Here is a 16,139-nt window from a genome sequence, read left to right as displayed (position 1 = left end):
CAAGCGGCACGCCTGGTTGCCATCTCCCTCTCCCTTTTGGCGCATGGCGCGGTTGCGGCATGGATCTTCAGCGCTTCGGGTCCGCCCGCCGAATCCCGATCCGACTTTCAGATCGAGGTGACGACGGTCCCGCTCGTGGACGAGCCCATCGAAAGCCAGCAGGCAGCGCCCCCAGAGATCCCGCCCAGCCGAGAGCAAAGTGAGGTTCCGGCCGCGAGTTCCGAAACAGTTCCGCAAGCGGCGCCCGGTTCTCAGGACCAGGTGGTCGAGAGCAAGGCCCCGCCGGCCACATCCGACAGCGGACCAACGGAGACGGTTCACTCCATCCCTCCGTCGGAGCAATTGTCGGCCAGCCGCAACCTTTCGGAGGCCCCCGCGGCCACGCCCGAGCCGCCATTGGTGTCGGAAAGCGCCACGCCCCTGGAGGCACCCCGTTCCCCTGCTCCTCCCGAGGTTACAACGAAGTCTGAAGCCGCACGGCCCGAGACGCCGCGCAAGAAAACCACGCCTTCGCCTGAAGAGAAGACCCGCGGCCGCGCCAACGAAAGGGAGAAGGCGACCACCGCGCAACGCCGGAACAGCCGACCTGCCCTCCCCGCTGGCGGCAAGGCCGATGCACACGCCCAGGCCAGCTACATGGCGGGCGTTGCATCCCGCCTTCTTGCGCGAAGGTACTTTCCCACCGGTGCGCCCTCCGGATCGGTGGTGGTCAATTTCAGCGTTGCCCCGTCCGGAAAGCTGACGAGCCGCAAAATTGCACGCAGCTCCGGATCGTCGATCCTGGACAAGGCGGCCTTGCAGATCGTGGAAAGAGCAGCCCCGTTCCCGCCCTTTCCCAAGGGCGTCACCGCACCGCGCCTCAGCTTCAGCGTGCCGATGAACTTCAACCGGAAATGATGGCGTCGGTCCGCCCCAGGATCGCGCTCGGTGTCCGCTGACCGTCGAACGCCCTCCGCGGCGCCCCCATGGATAACGCCACAGAAGAAAGAAAAAATCTGCCCGGCTTCCGTTGCCAGGCGCTCCTTCGGCCGGATTGCATCTGAAGCCCCCTATCTCTGCATCTCCATCAGTTGCTCCATTGGCATCATATTGTAGCTGAGGTGACCCATGATCCAGACCGATCCGATGACGATCAGGAAGACAACCAGGGTGCCGAAAGCGAGGGCCATTACGTTGTTCGTGTTGTCCGGGCCTGTCGTGACGTGAAGGAAGAACACAAGGTGCACGCCCATCTGGGCGATAGCGAGCACGACCAGCGCGACCGGAATGGCCGGCGCATAGATGATGCTTGAATCCACCAGAAGGAAAGACGCGACCGTGAGCACGATGGAGAACCCGAGGCCTATGTTTGCGTTTCGCACCCAGTGACCGGCGCTCTCCTCCGGTGCATCGCCAGGGGCGTGATCTTCCCGGTCGTCCAACACACCCGTGTAGAGATGAGGATCGGATTCAAAATGGCTCATGCGATGCTCCCGATCAGATAGACGACGGTGAAGATGCCGATCCAGACGATGTCGAGGGCATGCCAGAACAGGTTGAAGCAGATCAGCCGGTGTACGATCTCTGGCCGAAAGCCCTTGACTTGCACCTGTGCCAGCATGGTGGCGAGCCACAGCCCGCCGGCGGTGACATGCAAGCCGTGCAGACCCACCAGCCCAAAGAAGGACGTGAGCATTCCGCTGCGCTGGGGCGTTATCCCTTGCATGTCCAGTTCAATGAACTCCTGCAGCTCGAGCAGGACGAACGCCAGCCCAAGGAGACCGGTGATGAGAAGGAAAATCTGCGTCCACGTGCGGCTCCGCGCGTTCATTGCCGCGTAGGAAAGCATGCAGGTGTAGCTGGACAGGAGCAGTGCCGCCGTCTCCAGCGCCACTCGGTTGAGGTCGACGATTTCGGAAATCGTCGGGCCGCCGGCCGTCGCTCCGCGCTGCACGGCGAAGGCCGCAAAGAAGCAGGAGAACAAGACGACGTCGCTGAGCAGGTAGATCCAGAATCCATAGCCCACGATGATGCGTTTGCGGGCGGGGCCCGTTTCGCCATGGCCGGCGCCCACGATTGGTTCCGCCATTCCGTGGGCGCGGTGCCCCAGCCGGTGAGGGTCTTCACGGACGCGTCGGATAGTCTCTATGCTGGCGGGCAGCCCGGTATACGTCATGTCAGGACCTCATGCCTGCCGAGTCTGTCGAGCAAGGCTGCGCGGGCTGCACGGCGGTTCCGGTCCACGCTGGCCACCTGCTCGGCCGGCACCTCGAATTCCTGGACGTCGCGCCAGGCAAAGATGACGAAGCCCGCGAATGCAGCCACCAGCGCGACGATTGCGAGCCACCAGATGTACCAGACCATCGCAAAGCCGAAGACCGAGGTGAAAAAGGCCGTGTAGAAGCCAACCGGGCTGTTCACAGGCATGTGGATAGGCTCGTACTTCGGCTCGGGGGACAGCTGCTGGGACTCCACCGCGCGCAGCTTGATGCCCCAATAGGCCTCTTCTCCTTCGACGTCCGGCATGACGGCGAAGTTGAAGAAGGGCGGGGGCGAGGGCGTGGCCCATTCGAGGGAGCGGCCGTCCCAGGGGTCGCCGGTCACGTCGCGGAGCTTCTCGCGGTTGCGGATGCTGACCACCAGTTGCATGGCCTGCGCGATCACCCCCAGAACGAGTATTCCGACGCCGATCACCGACACGTACAACCAGGGCCGCCACGCCTCGATGTTGATGTGCTGCAGGCGCCGTGTCATGCCGAGCAGGCCTAGAACATAGAGCGGCGTGAACGTCACCCAGAAGCCGATAAAGGCGAACCAGAAGGCGGCCTTGCCCCAGCCTTCATGCAGCCGGAATCCGAAAGCCTTGGGAAACCAGAACTCGAGGCCCGCAAAGATTCCGAACACCACCCCGCCGATGATGACATTATGGAAATGCGCCACCAGGAACATCGAGTTGTGGGTCACGAAGTCTGCTGGCGGTATGGCGAGCAGCACCCCGGTCAGGCCGCCGATGATGAAGGTGAAGATGAAGCCCATGGACCACAGCATGGGAACCTCGAAGCGCACCCGGCCGCCATACATGGTGAAGATCCAGTTGTAGATCTTCACCCCGGTTCCCACCGCGATGATGCTCGAAGAGATGCCGAAGAACGTGTTGACCGCCGGCCCCGCGCCCATGGTGAAGAAGTGGTGCAGCCACACCATCATGGAAACGATGCAGATGAACAGGGTGGCGGCGACCATGGACCGGTAGCCGAACAGCGGCTTGCCTGAGAAGGTGGAGAAGACCTCGGAGAAGATGCCGAAGGCCGGAAGGACCAGGATGTAGACCTCCGGATGCCCCCAGGCCCACACCAGATTGACGAACATCATCGGGTTTCCGCCGGCGGTGTTCGTGAAGTAGTGCCAGCCGAGATAGCGATCCAGCGTCAGCATCGCGAGGGTGGCGGTCAGGATCGGGAAAGTGGCGACGATCAGCAGGCATGACGCCAGCGCGGTCCAGCAGAACACCGGCATGCGCAGATAGCTCATGCCGGGACAGCGCATCTTCAGCACCGTGGTGACGATGTTGATCCCCGTGATGAGGGTGCCGACCCCGGAAATCTGCACGGCCCACAGGTAATAGTCGACGCCGACGCCCGGTGTGTAAGTCGTCTCGCTGAGCGGCGGGTAAGGCAACCAGCCGGTGCGCGCGAACTCGCCGATGAACAAGGACACATTGACGAGCAGGGCGCCGCTTGCGGTCAGCCAGAAGCCGACCGAATTGAAGGTCGGGAACGCCACGTCGCGCACGCCGAGTTGCAGCGGGACCAGGAAGTTCATGAAGCCCAGCACCAGCGGCATCGCCCCGAACAGGATCATGATCGTGCCGTGGGCCGTGAAGATCTGGTCGTAGTGCTCCGGCGGCAGATAGCCGGGCGCATTGATGGCCACTGCCTGTTGAGTGCGCATCATGATGGCGTCGGCGAAACCGCGGATCAGCATCACGACGCCGAGCAGGCAGTACATGACGCCGATGCGCTTATGGTCGACACTGGTGATCCACTCGTGCCAGAGATAGGGCCACCAACCCTTCACGGTGATCAGGACCAGAACGCCGACCGCGATGAGAATGACGACCACGGAGGTAATCAGCGGGATCGGTTCGGAAAACGGAATCGCCGAAATGTCGAGCTTGCCGAACATCGTCAGTCCTTTCCGCCGGTCGATATTTCACGCCCGGCGTGCGTCGGGGCTTCGGGCTGCGGTCCCGGGCCTGGCGCTATTTCCTGGGTGGCCACGGCATGGAATAGCTGGGGATCGATCCCGCCGTAGGTCGAAGGGGGCACGCGTTGGGTCTGCTGCATGAGTTCGGCATAGGCCGCGCGGTCGAGGACCGGACCGGCGCCCCGGACGCTGCCCACCCAAGCCCCGAAGTCCGTGGCAGGCACGCTCTTCACCTCGAACTGCATGTCGGTGAAGCCGTCGCCGGAAAACTGAGCGGAGATGCCCCAGAGCTGCCCGGGGTCGTCGGCCTGCAAGTGCAACTGCGAGACCATGCCTGGCATGGCGTAGATCATCGAGCCCAGCTGGGGCACGAAGAAGGCGTTGAAGACGCTCGCGGAGGTGATCGAGAAATGGACTGGAGTTGCCGCCGGAATCACCAGCTGGTTGACGGATGCGATCCCCTGCTGGGGGTAGATGAATAGCCATTTCCAGTCGAGCGATATGACCTGCACCTCCAGCGGCGAGACTTTGGAGGGCAATGGCCGGAACGGGTCGACCTTGTAGGTGCCGATCCAGATAAGGCCGCCGAGAAACATGATGGTCAGGGTCGGGATCGACCAGACGACTGCTTCGATCCGCCCCGAATAGGACCAGTATGGGAGGTATTCCCCGCGCGGTTTCGACGCCCGGTACTGCCAGGCTGTCCAGAAGGCCAAAAATATCGTCGGAACGACGATGGCCAGCATGACGACCGTGGCATTGATGAGGATCGTGGCGTTATCCGCGCCGACGGGGCCGAGCGGGTCCAAGACGCCTCCGGAACAAGAGGCAAGCCCGGTGCTGAGCAGACACGGCAGCCCACCGCGGCAGGCACGGCGCAGAGCATTTTTGGGGGGCTGCAACCAACCCATTCGGGAGCGCCCTTCCTACTGCGGACCAACACTCCAAAAATTCGCCGCCTGACTTGCCGGCCCATTCACCCCCGGTCGATGGCCAGATCGCTACCAGACCCGAAAGGGCCACATGGCCGCGGGCGGCCACGATTTTCGACAGCGCGAGCAGCGGCAGCAGATCGGTACTTTACCATAATTGGCGCCAATCAAACCAGCCGCTTCATGGAGCCAAGCAGGCGTGCACGTCAAACTGCTGGCGCTCCACCAGCGTCTGCTCGCCCCTGATGGGGGCGAGCGTCTTGGCTTCGAGCGCCGCGCTGCGGTTCCAGCGCGGCCGTCTCGTCATCGTCTCTCCTGTTTCCGGCACAAGCAGATTCCACTTGTCCCCGCTGTGCAAATTTCCCGAGCTCTCTCAGAACGGGTAAGGCTGATGCGGGTCTTCCACCGTGATCCATCGAAGATCGGTGAACTCGTCAATCGCGGCTTTGCCGCCGAAACGACCGTATCCCGAGTTCTTGACCCCGCCGAACGGCATCTGCGCCTCGTCATGCACCGTGGGGCCGTTGATGTGGCAAATCCCTGACTGGATCTGCGCGGCAACTGCCATGGCTCGCCGGACATCACGGCTGTAGACGGATGACGACAGCCCGTATTCCGTTTCATTGGCGATCCGTATGGCCTCGGCCTCGTCCTTCACACGAATGATCGGCTTCACCGGCCCGAAGGATTCTTCTTCGAAGCTGCGCATTCCCGGCTTCACGTAGTCGAGCAGCGTCGCCTCGACAACCGACCCGGTGCGCGTTCCGCCAGCCACCAGCGTGGCACCCTTCCCTACCCCATCGGCGATCAGCTCTTCCATTTTCGCAGCTGCCTGGGGCGTGATGAGCGATCCGAGAACCACATGACCCCGCGGATCTCCGGCCGGTAGTTCGCTGGCCCTCGCTGCCAGCTTTTTCACGAACTCGTCGGCGATCTTCTCGTCCACGATGATCCGTTCGGTCGACATGCAGATCTGGCCCGCATTCGCAAACGCTCCAAAGATCGCTCCGTTGACGGCGGCATCGATGTCGGCATCGTCGAGCACGATCATCGGCGCCTTGCCACCGAGCTCGAGCAGGGCCGGCTTGAGGTGTCGGCCGCATAGCTCGCCGATGATGCGGCCGATCTTGGTCGAGCCCGTGAAATTCACCCGTCGCACCTCGGGCGCTGCTATCAAGGCTTCCACGACCTCGGCGGCGTCCTCCGGTGCGTTGGTGATGACGTTCACCACCCCGTCCGGAAGACCGGCTTCAACCAGCGACCGACCGATGAGAAGGTGCAGCCCAGGGCAGGCTTCCGACGCTTTCAGGATTACGGTGTTGCCGCAAGCAAGCGCCATCGCGATGGCGCGAGTGCCCAGGATAATGGGGGCGTTCCACGGAGCAATGCCAAGGCAGACCCCCGCCGCCTGCCGCACCGCCATCGACAAGATGCCGGGCTTGTCCGACGGAATGATTTCACCCTGGACCTGGGTCGTCATGCTGGCAGCTTCGCGCAGGATGTCCGCCGCAAGCATTGTGTTGAAGCCAGCCCAGGTGGCAGTGCCCCCCGTCTCTTCAACCATGATACGGGCAGCCTCATCGGCTTTTGACGAAAGGACGTCGGCGGCTGTCATCAGCAACCTGCGGCGTTCTCCAGGGCCTGTCCTGGACCACTCCGGAAAAGCTTCCGCCGCCGCAGCCACGGCGGCCTTCACATCGTCCAGCCCGGACGCAGGCGCACGGCTCGCGACCTTGCCCGTATATGGATCGAGGCGCTCATAGGTCCTGCCGGACCTGGCCGGCACGAACTCGCCACCAATAATCTGTTGAAGATCCAACATTTATCGTTCCCTTTGCGTTGTAGCCGAAACCTTCGGCATTGATGGAGGCTTCGAGGCCACCACCATTTCGAAATGTTTGCCCCATTGATCTGTTTCAACGGATCGCGCGGGCGAGGAACAGACACGATCGTACCTCCGGCGCATCCCGCCGTGTCACACGCGGTGACAAGCTGGCGGCATGTCGCGCCGGAACATGACCAACGCCACCCCAAAGGGCTTCAGGCGACGATGCCCGATTTGCCGGGCGCGATGATGCCTTTCGGATCGAGGGCGCGTTTGAGTGTCTGGTTGACCTGGCGTTGAACCGGACCGTAACAATCTGCAACCTGATCCATGAACTCGTTGTTGGTCCGGTACACGGCGTAGCCGCGCTTGCGGAACTCTTCGATGAGTTCAGCCATGCAGGCATGTGCGTTCTTGGTGTCTTCCTCGTCAGTCTTGTCGAAAAGCAGGTCGATGATGTGGTGCATGTCGCGCATGCCGACGATGTATTCGCCGCAATAATCGAAGCCCCATTTGTTCAGGATTTCCGTGGCCAGCTTGGTCTGGGCCAAGGTTTCGGAGCCTTTGGCGACGGTCACGGGAGCGAACCACATCGAGCCGCCGCCGCCACGCCAGCGATAGAGACCGAACTCTTGCAGGTTCATGCCACCGCGCATCAGGGCCGCACGGTAGTCGAAGGGTTCGGTGCCTGCCGCCTCTGCCTCGGTGATGATCTTGCCTTTGCCGTGCGCGTTCACGGCATCGAGCACGATCTGCCAGTTCACGTCGACCTGTTCCTTGGTGCCGTAAAGCGCCGCATAGATGTTCCAGGCGCCGAAGCCTTCTTCCTTTTTCATCTTTTCGATGGCGTCCTTCGGCATGGCGCCTGTGCCCTCGTAATATTTGGACCGCGGAAAGACAGCAGAAGCCTCGTAGAGGACGTATGCGAACACCACCGCATTCGGGATCGTTCCGGAAATGCGTAGCGGACGCATCATGTCCACGATCGTGGCGATGTCGTCATCGTCGGGAAACTGGATGCAGAACGGCTTGTAGACCGGCGGCTTCGGCATGAGCCAGAGGCCGAGCTTGGTAACTATGCCGAAATTGGACTGGGTGAAGATGCCGTCGAGATAAGGTCCGAAGCCCCATTTGAACACCTGCCAGGCATGCGTGCCCTCGACGCCGCCCATCGCGGTGCGCAGGACCTCCCCGTTGGCGAGAACGACTTCCATCCCGCATTGCATCATGAAATGTTCGCCGTAGGGGGTGTAGCCTACCCCGCGCTCCAGGGTGTTGCCGACGGGCGAGGCGATTGCCGACGGTGCCGGGCAAGAGACCCACAGAGGTATGTTCTTCTCCTCGAGATAGTCGACCAGCTGCTGATACGTCACCCCCGGTTCGAGGAGTGCGGTGCCGAGCTCGGCATCGACCTCAAGGATCTTGTTCATGTGGCGGAAGTCGATCACAACCTGGTGACGGTGGCCTTTTGCGTTGCCCGTGCCGTAGGTGCCGTAGCCGAAATTGCGCCCCGTCGAAGTCGGCCAGACCGGAATGCCATGTTCGTTGCAGACCTTGACGATGGCCTGGACTTGCTCGGTGGTGGTGGGCTGAAGAACCGCAGACGCCGCATATTCAGCGTCTTCCACGGGCATCATGGTCTTGTAGTAAGGGGTGAGGCGATCTTCCTCCGTGAGCACGTTGTCCTGCCCGACGATCTGCTCGAATTTCGTGATCGCCGCCAGGAAGTCATCCTTGCTCACGCCTTCCGGCACGACCGGCACTTCACGCTCGGTGCTCATTGGGGCGTTCCTTTTGCCTGGGCGGCGACATAGGCTGCCAGCTCGTCGAGCGTGGCATTGTCGATCATGGATTCAGTGAAGGCGGGCATCCCCGCGAAACCGTTGCGAACGAAGTATTTTATGGTGTCGGCGTCATACCCCTTGCTGAAGAATTCGGGGCCCACAGCGTCCGGTCGACCGGTATGGCAGCGCGCGCATACTTTTTCGAAGGCTTCCTGGCCGGACTTGAACATACGCCGATCGTCCAGTCGTTCAGCGTTCCCATCCTGGGCGATGGCAGCAAGACCGGACAGATTGAGCATGACCAGAGCGGCGATCGAAACCCCGAGTTGCTTGCCAGGTGTCATTTCGCACTCCTGTGCGGCTATGCGGCCTTCACAACGACGCTGTAGGACGACCCATGGCGGACAGGATCCACTACCGCCCTGCCTGCCTCGTTCAGCGCCGCCTCAAGCAGAACTTGCGTGGCATGATCGATGTTCGCCACTATGCGCAACCCGGACGGGGAGCCGAACAAGCTTCTCATCGTCTTGTAACGTTCGAGTTGAGGACCCGAGAGACGAATATGCCGAAGCGCCTGTTCAGCGGGCGCGATCGGCGTCTCGACACTGTCGATCGTAACGACGGGACTAGCCGGTTGCGCGGCCACAGGACTCTTGGAGAAAACGCCCGTCGCAAGTGCGGCAGCGACACCTGTCAGGCCTTGGAGAAAGATGCGCCTTGAAACCATGGCTCGTCCTCTTGCCTGCAGTTTACAGGAGAATCCGCGAAATTGAAATTCGAAGTCTCCATCGATGCGCCATTTGGAACGGCTCTGGTTGCGCCCAGCACACGTTGAACCACCTTGGGAAGTCGCCCGTGGCGTTATCCGCCTTGAGGACGCTGCCACGAACCGGCCGCCATTTTGAGACACCATCGGTGACATGAATTGACACGGCTTGAATTTCATGACACATACAGTGCCATGATTAGTGGAAGGGTCATGGATGTCGGACACACGCAGCTACAACAGCCCGCTCCGGGAAGGGAAAGCCAGAGAGACGCGAGAAGCGATCCTGAACGCCCTCTACCGGCTGATGAGCGCTTCGTGCATGCCGGACGAGATCAGCATGGAGGCTATCGCAACCGAAGCCGGCGTGCAGCGGCGCACGGTGTTCCGTCACTTCCCCACCAAGGATGACCTCCTGACCGCCTTCTGGCCTTGGCTGAACGAACTGATGGGCGCCTCCATCGCGCCGGAAGATGTCCGGGACATCGTCAAGGGACCCCAGGAAGCCTTTCCGCGTTTCGATGCGCATGAGCCGGCCATCCGCGCCTCATTGCATTCGCGCACAGGGCGCGACATGCGCGCCGGCATGGTCGCCAGCCGCCGCCTACGCTTTGCTGGGGCGCTCGCTCCCGTTCTTTCCGAACTATCGCCCGCTGAGGCCCGGAGGGTCGAGGCGCTGGCGCACCTGCTCTATTCGGCCTCCGCCTGGGAGGTCCTGAAGGATTATGGCGGTCTCACCGGCGCCCAAGCCGGAGAGGCAGCCTCTTGGGCGCTCGATACGATCCTGTCCGCGGTCGGCTCGGGCTCATTGACGCGGACGTAACATCGACAGCCAAGGAGAATGGCGATGAGCATTAGCGTCACCACCATGCAGCAAGGCGAGACCCGCTGGGTCGTTGCCGACCGCATCCGCTTTCTGGGCGGTCTAGCGGGTTCGAACCTTGAACTTCTCGAGGTGGAGGTTCCACCAGGTTCCGGCACACCGCCGCACAGCCACGCCTCGCCCGAACTTTTCTATGTGATCGATGGCGAGGTCACCATCCGGCACTTCGCTGCCGGCAAGCCGCCGACGACGGTCTCGGCTGGAGCCGGCACCTCGGTGCGCATCGACAGCCACGCGCCGCACAACTACATGAACGAGAGTGGCAAGCCCGCGCGCATGCTGGTGCTTATCGAACCATCGATGACCGCCTTTTTTCGGGAAATCGGAACGGCCGAGCCCCAGACCGCGCCGGATTTCGCCCGCATCGGCGCGGCCATGCAGCGCCATGGCATCGAAGCCCTGCAGATGGCTTCCTGACACACTACGCGCCCTTGCTGCCTTCAGCTGTAATCGGAGCAAGGTGTTGGCAGTCCGGAGATCGTCGAGCACCTGCCCTCGACTGATCGAAAGACGTCCCGCTGACCGGCGGGACGTCTTTTACAGGCCACGGCTCGCGTGCGGCTAAGGTCGGTCCACGAGCCCTAATTTGAGCCGACGGGAAGTCGCGGCATTCAGCGGGATGTGATGAAGCGTTCCAGTTTGCCCAGGGTTTGCAGACCCAGTTCCACGGCACCGAAGCCCTTCGCCTCCTGAAACTCGGCAGCCGTGCTGAGTACCATGCCCAGCGTAACCTTCGTCGCCCCGTCCTGATCCTCGAACGAGGCCCAGGCGTCGGCATGTTTCGGGCCGTTCTCGCCCCATAGCAGCGTATAGCCGAGCCTCTCCTCGGGCCGGACCTCGACATAGAGGTGGTGGTTCGGGAAGACCGTGCCGTCAGGTGCGATCATGTCGAATACCCATTCGCCTCCCCTGCGCAGGTCGATCCTCTTCGTGCGGCAGGAAAACCCGTCCGGCCCCCACCATCGCGGCAGCGTCTCGGGGTTCATCCACGCGCCCCACACGATGGAACGCGGCGCCTGAATCACCCGCTGCAGCACCATGGTCCGCTCTGCAACTCCGGCCAGATTGTCCAGTCCCGCGTCGAAGCCCTGTCGGTAGCCCGCCTCCATATCCTCGGCCAATGAGGAAAGCTGTACCGTTACGACCAGCCGGCTGCGCTCGTCCGTGCCTGAGAAATCAGCCGTCACCAGCGCCGCCGATTGCGTAATACCACCGGAGGAGACCACCTCGTAGTTCACGCTGCGCACCGCCGGCAGCAATTCAAGCCAGCCACATTCACAGCGGATGTCCGGCTGGCCTTTGACCTTGCAGAGCGAGACTTCGCGTCCACCCACCCTGGTGTCGGCTTCCAAAAACTCCACGGTGACCGAGGGCGTGGGCGCCGCCCAGACCGCCCGCGCGGCCGGCGCCGTCCAGGCCTGCCACAGCACCGACGACGGCGCGGCCACGTCCCTCTCGAAGGTCAGCGTCGCGAAGCTGCCCTTCCTGTCATCAGGCGCCGCACGGGTCATGCTGCTTGTATTCGGGTTCGATGTCATTTCGCGCGTTCCTCCATCACGTTCATCACAAATGCGTCCAACCGGTCGAGCCGAGCCTCCCAGATGGCGCGTTGTTCATCGAGCCATGTCCGCACCGGATCCAGCGCCTCGGGAACGATAGCGCAGGTGCGTATCCGCCCGTCCTTGGACGTGGCGATCAATCCTGCCTCCCCCAGCACGGAAAGGTGCCGCATCACCGTGGGCAGACGCAGACCCGTGGGACCAGCCAAATCTGTCACCCGCGCGGGCCCTTCAGCGAGTCGGGTCAGGATCGACCGACGGGTCGGGTCGGCGAGAGCGTGGAAGAGCAGCGAGAGATCGGGATCATGCTTAGCCATGATGCTAACTATCGTCCGATTTGCCGGCGGCGCAAGAGAAAACTTCGCCAAGTTGCTAAGTTTTCTCCACCTGAGCTCCCCGGGCCTTTGCGAGTCTGTTGCCGGGCCCGCTGGGAAGGTAATTCGCGACGATGCTCCCAGGCCCGATCGAAGGCACCAAATGCTGCAGCTGCCGGGGGGCCCTCGGCATGTCCAAGAGGCCAGCGCGATCAGATCTCAGGAGCTGAAGTGGCCACCCTTTTCCGGCCGTGACGCTAGAGATGCTGGGCGCGCTTCGCGCCTCGCGCGAGCGGAATGCAGCACTCAGTTGAACGTCGCATGGGCCATGGATGCGCCCCGTCAGGGACGGGCGCAGATGCGTGCTGAATCGGCGTAAAAGAATTGACCGCCTGGTGGACGAGGTTCTGAGGCAATGGGTTGCGACTGCCCTGCCCCATTTTCCAGCGCCTAATGGTGCGGGCCGCACAACAACGCGCTGGAAGTCTGTCCAGAGCGGGACAGACGTTGGCGTCGCCTAGCCGGCCAGCAGGCAGAGAAGCCCGAGGCCGGCCGGCGAACTGCTTAAAGGGCGAAGACCTGATCGTGGGTGCCCACGAAGAACTTGCCTTCGGGCGTGACCCAGCCCCGGAACATGCCGTCGGTGTTGTAGGGAGCGGCGACATTGCCCTTGGCGTCCACGGCCACCAGCCCGGCGCCGATGCTGCGCGGCTGGAACTCGTCGATGATAATCTTCGAGGCCGCCTGCTCCAGGCTCTCGCCGAGATAGGCCACGCGTGAAGCCACCTCATGACCCACCGAATGCAGGATGAAGAACTCGCCCTTGCCGGTGCCCGACACAGCGCAGACGCCGTCGCGGGCATAGGTGCCGGCACCGATGATCGGGGAATCGCCGACGCGGCCTTCGGGCTTGTTGTTGTAGCCGCCGGTGGAGGTGGCCGCCGCAAGATGCCCGGCCGCGTCGAGCGCAACCGCGCCCACCGTGCCGTGCTTTTCGGACTCGCTCGCCTTGGCCGCGGTGCCCTGCCTTTCATGTTCCTTCATGGCGGCAAGCGCCTTGACCCGGCGCTCGGTTGTGAAGTGGCTGTTCGGCACCACTTCCAGGCCGCCTGCCTTGGCATAGTCGTCGGCAGCATGGCCGGCCATAAGCACCGCCTCGCCGCGTTCCATCACCAGTCGCGCAGCCTTTACCGGGTTGCGGATATGGCGGGAGCCTGCCACGGCGCCGCCGGTCTGCGTCTCGCCGTCCATGATCGAGGCGTCGAGTTCATGATAGCCGGCCGCGTTGAGCGCTGCGCCGTGGCCGGCGTTGAAATGCGGCGAATCCTCCATCACCACGACTGCGGCCTCGACCGCGTCAAGCGCGCGCCCACCGGCGGAGAGGATAGCCCATCCCGCCTCAAGCGAGCGGCGGAGGTCGACGCGTGCGGCCGCCCATTCCTCTTCGCTAAGATCGAGCTTGGCCATGACGCCGCAGCCGCCGTGGATCGCCAGTGCAACAGGTCCCATTTTCAATTCCTCAAATGCTGCGGCCGCCCTGGGGGCGGCCGCTTTCTTCGTTTGCCTTATATCAGTTCGCCGGACGGATGTTCATCGCCAGCGTGTCCTCGTCGGAACGCGGGATGATCGTCAGGCCCTTCTTCAGGCCCCAGGCCGAAACCGTCGAGGCGACCGGCAGCAGCGGCCGCTCCTTGGCGACAAGGGCGTTGGCATCCTGCAGCAGCTTCTCGCGCTTGGCGGTGTCCATCTCCGCAGCCGCGGCTTCGATCAGCTTGTCCATTTCCGGGTTGGAATAGAAGTGGACGTTGAAGGCGCCGAGCTTGGTCGCCGGATCGTTGGTGTGCGCAAGCGCGCCGAGCGTGTAGTTGGCCTCGCCCGTCAGCGTGCCCCAGCCGGACATGCCGAAGCTGTAGTCGCCGCGGGTGTTGGCCGGGAAGTAGACCGCGCCGGGCTGCGCATTGGCCTCGACCGTCACGCCGATCGACGCCAGCATCTGGGCGATGGTGGTGCCCACTTCCTTGTCGCTCGGCAGGCGGTCGTTGGTGAAGTTGAACACCACCTTGAAGCCGTCCGGATAGCCGGCGTCGGCCATCAGCTGCTTGGCCTTCTCGATGTCGGGCTGCGTGACCTGGATGTCCGGATTGTAGCCGAAGATATTCGGCGTCACGATCTGCGACTGGGCTTTGCCCATGCCTTCCATCGCAATCTCGGTGATTGTGTCACGGTCGATTGCCAGATCGAAGGCTTCACGCACGCGCGGGTCAAGGAACGGGTTCTTCGGCAGCGCCGAACCGTCCTTGGCCGTCACCTGCGGCGTCTGCTCGCGGAAGTCGAAATAGAGAAGGAAGGAGTAGACGCTGTCGATCTTGGTGATGCTGATCGAGGAATCCTGCTCCAGCGTCGGAATGTCCGAAGCCGGGATGCGGGCGGCGACGTCAACCTGGCCGGCCTTGAGCTGGGCAACGCGCGCGGCGTCGTTCGGGATCTCCTTGCGGATCACCCTCTCCCACGGCTCCTTGCCGCCCCAGTAGTCGTCGAAGCGCTCGAGAACCAGCTCTTCCTTCGGCGTCCAGGAAACGAACTTGTAGGGGCCGGTGCCGATTGCCGCCTTGCCGGAGTTGAAACCCTCGGTGGCGTTTTCCGGCGTGTCGGAATAGTCCTTGGCCGCGATATGCGAGACGACGAACAGGCGGATGAAGTCGTTCGGCAGCGTCGGCGCCGGGCCGTCGGTCTTGATGCGGATGGTGTAGGGATCGACGATCTCGATGCCCTGCACGCGGCGCACATAGACCGTCGTCGGGTTCGGGCCGGTGACATGCGGGATGCGCTCGATGGAGAACTTGACGTCTTCGGCGGTGAAGTCCGACCCGTCGTGGAACTTCACGCCCTGGCGCAGCTTGAATTCCCACGTGGTGTCGTCCAGCGCCTGCCAGCTCTCGGCCAGGCCCGGCTCGAGCTGCAGGTTGTCGCCGGATCTGATCAGCGTGTCATAGATGTGCTTCATCGCCTCGGCCTGCGTGCCGGTGGCGGTGAAGTCCGGATCGATCGAGGACGGACCCGAGCGCACGCCGATCGTCAGGTCGGCGGCAAGCGCGGCCGACGAAACGCTGGCATAGAGGCCCAGGGCGAGTGCGAGCCCGGTGGTTGCGCGCAAGATGTTCATACTTCTTCCATCTCCTCTGGAGTGTCGGTTTCTTGGCTGGATTTCTTGTTGGACGGCCAGGTCTCTGGCCACTTCCTCGAATCGGCGACGACCTTGGCCAGCAGTTCCGAAAGCATCAGCTGCTCGGCGGGGCTGAGCCCCTTCAGCATCAGCTGCTCGCGTTCCCGCATGGGCTGCATGGCCTCGTCGACGATACGTCTTCCTTCATCCGTCAGATGCAGGACGAAGCTTCGGAGATCGTTTGGATCCACCTCGCGGCGGACGATCTTCTTGTCGATCAGCTTTTGGATCGCCCGGCTGATCGTATTCCTTGGAAAGCCTGAAGAGTTGCAGATTGCGCTCGCCGTCACGCCGTTCTTGAGGCTGAGCGAGTAAAGCACCACGAATTCAACCCGCTGCAGACCGAATTCCACCTCGATCCAGCGGTAGATCGGCACGTTGAACTGCAGCGCCAGGAAATTGATCCGGAACGAGAACCAGCAGGGATTCTGCCACAGCTTGACGGCGATGAGCTCGTCGACGGCACCGTCGGGCGCATCCCGCCTTCCCGCCTCCATGAGTAGATCATCAAGGGTCGTCGTCAACCCGGAGTCGCGCGACGCCATGGCCTCTTCTCCCCACTCGCCATTTGTTCCGGATGGAACTTGACTTAGCGAAAATCCGCTGTCAATTTCTTTTTTTAGTTCCTACTAGAACAATCTTGAACTAATGCGACGCGGCGCTGACGG

Annotated in this window: 17 protein-coding genes; 3 read left to right on the top strand and 14 right to left on the bottom strand. The window is 62.6% G+C overall.

Features of this window, described 5'->3' with window-relative positions; genetic code table 11:
- Positions 1-135: 135 nt before the first annotated feature.
- A complete protein-coding gene (locus AC3A4H_RS09620) occupies positions 136-897 on the top strand; it encodes an energy transducer TonB family protein (RefSeq protein WP_487766497.1) in 762 nt (253 codons plus the stop codon).
- A gap of 152 nt (positions 898-1,049) precedes the next feature.
- Here the strand turns inward: AC3A4H_RS09620 and cyoD are convergent, their stop codons facing one another.
- From cyoD to AC3A4H_RS09575, 9 genes are all read right to left on the bottom strand, one after another.
- A complete protein-coding gene (gene cyoD, locus AC3A4H_RS09615; RefSeq protein WP_487766496.1) occupies positions 1,050-1,463 on the bottom strand; it encodes a cytochrome o ubiquinol oxidase subunit IV in 414 nt (137 codons plus the stop codon).
- Positions 1,460-2,068, bottom strand: coding sequence for a cytochrome c oxidase subunit 3 (locus AC3A4H_RS09610; RefSeq protein ID WP_348777510.1), 609 nt, complete (start codon positions 2,066-2,068; stop codon positions 1,460-1,462). The genes cyoD and AC3A4H_RS09610 overlap by 4 nt, the downstream gene beginning before the upstream one ends.
- 83 nt (positions 2,069-2,151) lie before the next feature.
- Complete coding sequence (locus AC3A4H_RS09605) at positions 2,152-4,164, bottom strand: cbb3-type cytochrome c oxidase subunit I (RefSeq protein WP_487766495.1); 2,013 nt, start codon at positions 4,162-4,164, stop codon at positions 2,152-2,154.
- Positions 4,165-4,166: 2 nt separating this feature from the next.
- Positions 4,167-5,096, bottom strand: coding sequence for a ubiquinol oxidase subunit II (gene cyoA, locus AC3A4H_RS09600; protein WP_487766494.1), 930 nt, complete (start codon positions 5,094-5,096; stop codon positions 4,167-4,169).
- Positions 5,097-5,298: 202 nt separating this feature from the next.
- Positions 5,299-5,424, bottom strand: coding sequence for a hypothetical protein (locus AC3A4H_RS09595; RefSeq protein WP_487766493.1), 126 nt, complete (start codon positions 5,422-5,424; stop codon positions 5,299-5,301).
- Between the two features lie 66 nt (positions 5,425-5,490).
- Positions 5,491-6,939, bottom strand: a complete 1,449-nt coding sequence (locus AC3A4H_RS09590) for an aldehyde dehydrogenase (protein ID WP_487766492.1) — start codon at positions 6,937-6,939, stop codon at positions 5,491-5,493.
- A 218-nt stretch (positions 6,940-7,157) separates the two neighbouring features.
- Positions 7,158-8,723: an FAD-binding oxidoreductase gene (locus AC3A4H_RS09585; protein ID WP_487766491.1), complete on the bottom strand. Its 1,566-nt coding sequence runs from the start codon at positions 8,721-8,723 to the stop codon at positions 7,158-7,160.
- Positions 8,720-9,070, bottom strand: coding sequence for a c-type cytochrome (locus AC3A4H_RS09580; RefSeq protein ID WP_487766490.1), 351 nt, complete (start codon positions 9,068-9,070; stop codon positions 8,720-8,722). Before AC3A4H_RS09580 ends, AC3A4H_RS09585 begins: the two co-directional genes overlap by 4 nt.
- Before the next feature lie 17 nt (positions 9,071-9,087).
- The gene (locus AC3A4H_RS09575) at positions 9,088-9,453 is read right to left on the bottom strand and encodes a twin-arginine translocation signal domain-containing protein (RefSeq protein WP_487766489.1); all 366 of its coding nucleotides are present in this window, start codon (positions 9,451-9,453) and stop codon (positions 9,088-9,090) included.
- A gap of 256 nt (positions 9,454-9,709) precedes the next feature.
- Between AC3A4H_RS09575 and AC3A4H_RS09570 the strand changes: the two genes are divergently transcribed.
- Together AC3A4H_RS09570 and AC3A4H_RS09565 are read left to right on the top strand one after the other, a co-directional pair.
- Positions 9,710-10,315, top strand: coding sequence for a TetR/AcrR family transcriptional regulator (locus AC3A4H_RS09570; protein WP_487766488.1), 606 nt, complete (start codon positions 9,710-9,712; stop codon positions 10,313-10,315).
- A gap of 24 nt (positions 10,316-10,339) precedes the next feature.
- Positions 10,340-10,792, top strand: coding sequence for a cupin domain-containing protein (locus tag AC3A4H_RS09565; RefSeq protein WP_487766487.1), 453 nt, complete (start codon positions 10,340-10,342; stop codon positions 10,790-10,792).
- Between the two features lie 194 nt (positions 10,793-10,986).
- Here AC3A4H_RS09565 and AC3A4H_RS09560 read toward each other — a convergent pair whose 3' ends face one another.
- The 5 genes from AC3A4H_RS09560 to AC3A4H_RS09540 all read right to left on the bottom strand — a co-directional run bounded on the left by AC3A4H_RS09560 (position 10,987) and on the right by AC3A4H_RS09540 (position 16,016).
- The gene (locus AC3A4H_RS09560) at positions 10,987-11,913 is read right to left on the bottom strand and encodes an SRPBCC family protein (protein WP_487766486.1); all 927 of its coding nucleotides are present in this window, start codon (positions 11,911-11,913) and stop codon (positions 10,987-10,989) included.
- Entirely contained in the window at positions 11,910-12,251 is a 342-nt protein-coding gene (locus AC3A4H_RS09555; RefSeq protein ID WP_487766485.1) for an ArsR/SmtB family transcription factor, read from the bottom strand. The genes AC3A4H_RS09560 and AC3A4H_RS09555 overlap by 4 nt, the downstream gene beginning before the upstream one ends.
- Before the next feature lie 561 nt (positions 12,252-12,812).
- Positions 12,813-13,757 (bottom strand): isoaspartyl peptidase/L-asparaginase family protein, encoded by a 945-nt coding sequence (locus AC3A4H_RS09550; RefSeq protein ID WP_487766484.1) that lies wholly within the window; start codon positions 13,755-13,757, stop codon positions 12,813-12,815.
- A gap of 61 nt (positions 13,758-13,818) precedes the next feature.
- Positions 13,819-15,411, bottom strand: a complete 1,593-nt coding sequence (locus AC3A4H_RS09545; protein WP_487766483.1) for an ABC transporter substrate-binding protein — start codon at positions 15,409-15,411, stop codon at positions 13,819-13,821.
- Positions 15,408-16,016 (bottom strand): MarR family winged helix-turn-helix transcriptional regulator, encoded by a 609-nt coding sequence (locus AC3A4H_RS09540; RefSeq protein WP_348777523.1) that lies wholly within the window; start codon positions 16,014-16,016, stop codon positions 15,408-15,410. Before AC3A4H_RS09540 ends, AC3A4H_RS09545 begins: the two co-directional genes overlap by 4 nt.
- Positions 16,017-16,139: the final 123 nt, after the last annotated feature.

The organism is Pseudaminobacter sp. Soil_N_29, assembly GCF_057656055.1.
This window is presented reverse-complemented; position numbering and strand designations above follow the sequence as displayed.

Excerpts from the sequence above, each read along its gene's own strand:
- AC3A4H_RS09570 (WP_487766488.1), top strand. The coding sequence starts at position 9,710 with ATGTCGGACACACGCAGCTACAACAGCCCGCTCCGGGAAGGGAAAGCC.
- AC3A4H_RS09575 (WP_487766489.1), bottom strand. The coding sequence starts at position 9,453 with ATGGTTTCAAGGCGCATCTTTCTCCAAGGCCTGACAGGTGTCGCTGCC.
- AC3A4H_RS09560 (WP_487766486.1), bottom strand. The coding sequence starts at position 11,913 with ATGACATCGAACCCGAATACAAGCAGCATGACCCGTGCGGCGCCTGAT.
- AC3A4H_RS09595 (WP_487766493.1), bottom strand. The coding sequence starts at position 5,424 with ATGACGAGACGGCCGCGCTGGAACCGCAGCGCGGCGCTCGAAGCCAAG.
- AC3A4H_RS09540 (WP_348777523.1), bottom strand. The coding sequence starts at position 16,016 with ATGGCGTCGCGCGACTCCGGGTTGACGACGACCCTTGATGATCTACTC.
- AC3A4H_RS09555 (WP_487766485.1), bottom strand. The coding sequence starts at position 12,251 with ATGGCTAAGCATGATCCCGATCTCTCGCTGCTCTTCCACGCTCTCGCC.
- cyoA (WP_487766494.1), bottom strand. The coding sequence starts at position 5,096 with ATGGGTTGGTTGCAGCCCCCCAAAAATGCTCTGCGCCGTGCCTGCCGC.
- AC3A4H_RS09550 (WP_487766484.1), bottom strand. The coding sequence starts at position 13,757 with ATGGGACCTGTTGCACTGGCGATCCACGGCGGCTGCGGCGTCATGGCC.
- cyoD (WP_487766496.1), bottom strand. The coding sequence starts at position 1,463 with ATGAGCCATTTTGAATCCGATCCTCATCTCTACACGGGTGTGTTGGAC.
- AC3A4H_RS09605 (WP_487766495.1), bottom strand. The coding sequence starts at position 4,164 with ATGTTCGGCAAGCTCGACATTTCGGCGATTCCGTTTTCCGAACCGATC.
- AC3A4H_RS09610 (WP_348777510.1), bottom strand. The coding sequence starts at position 2,068 with ATGGCGGAACCAATCGTGGGCGCCGGCCATGGCGAAACGGGCCCCGCC.
- AC3A4H_RS09545 (WP_487766483.1), bottom strand. The coding sequence starts at position 15,411 with ATGAACATCTTGCGCGCAACCACCGGGCTCGCACTCGCCCTGGGCCTC.
- AC3A4H_RS09565 (WP_487766487.1), top strand. The coding sequence starts at position 10,340 with ATGAGCATTAGCGTCACCACCATGCAGCAAGGCGAGACCCGCTGGGTC.
- AC3A4H_RS09585 (WP_487766491.1), bottom strand. The coding sequence starts at position 8,723 with ATGAGCACCGAGCGTGAAGTGCCGGTCGTGCCGGAAGGCGTGAGCAAG.
- AC3A4H_RS09580 (WP_487766490.1), bottom strand. The coding sequence starts at position 9,070 with ATGACACCTGGCAAGCAACTCGGGGTTTCGATCGCCGCTCTGGTCATG.
- AC3A4H_RS09590 (WP_487766492.1), bottom strand. The coding sequence starts at position 6,939 with ATGTTGGATCTTCAACAGATTATTGGTGGCGAGTTCGTGCCGGCCAGG.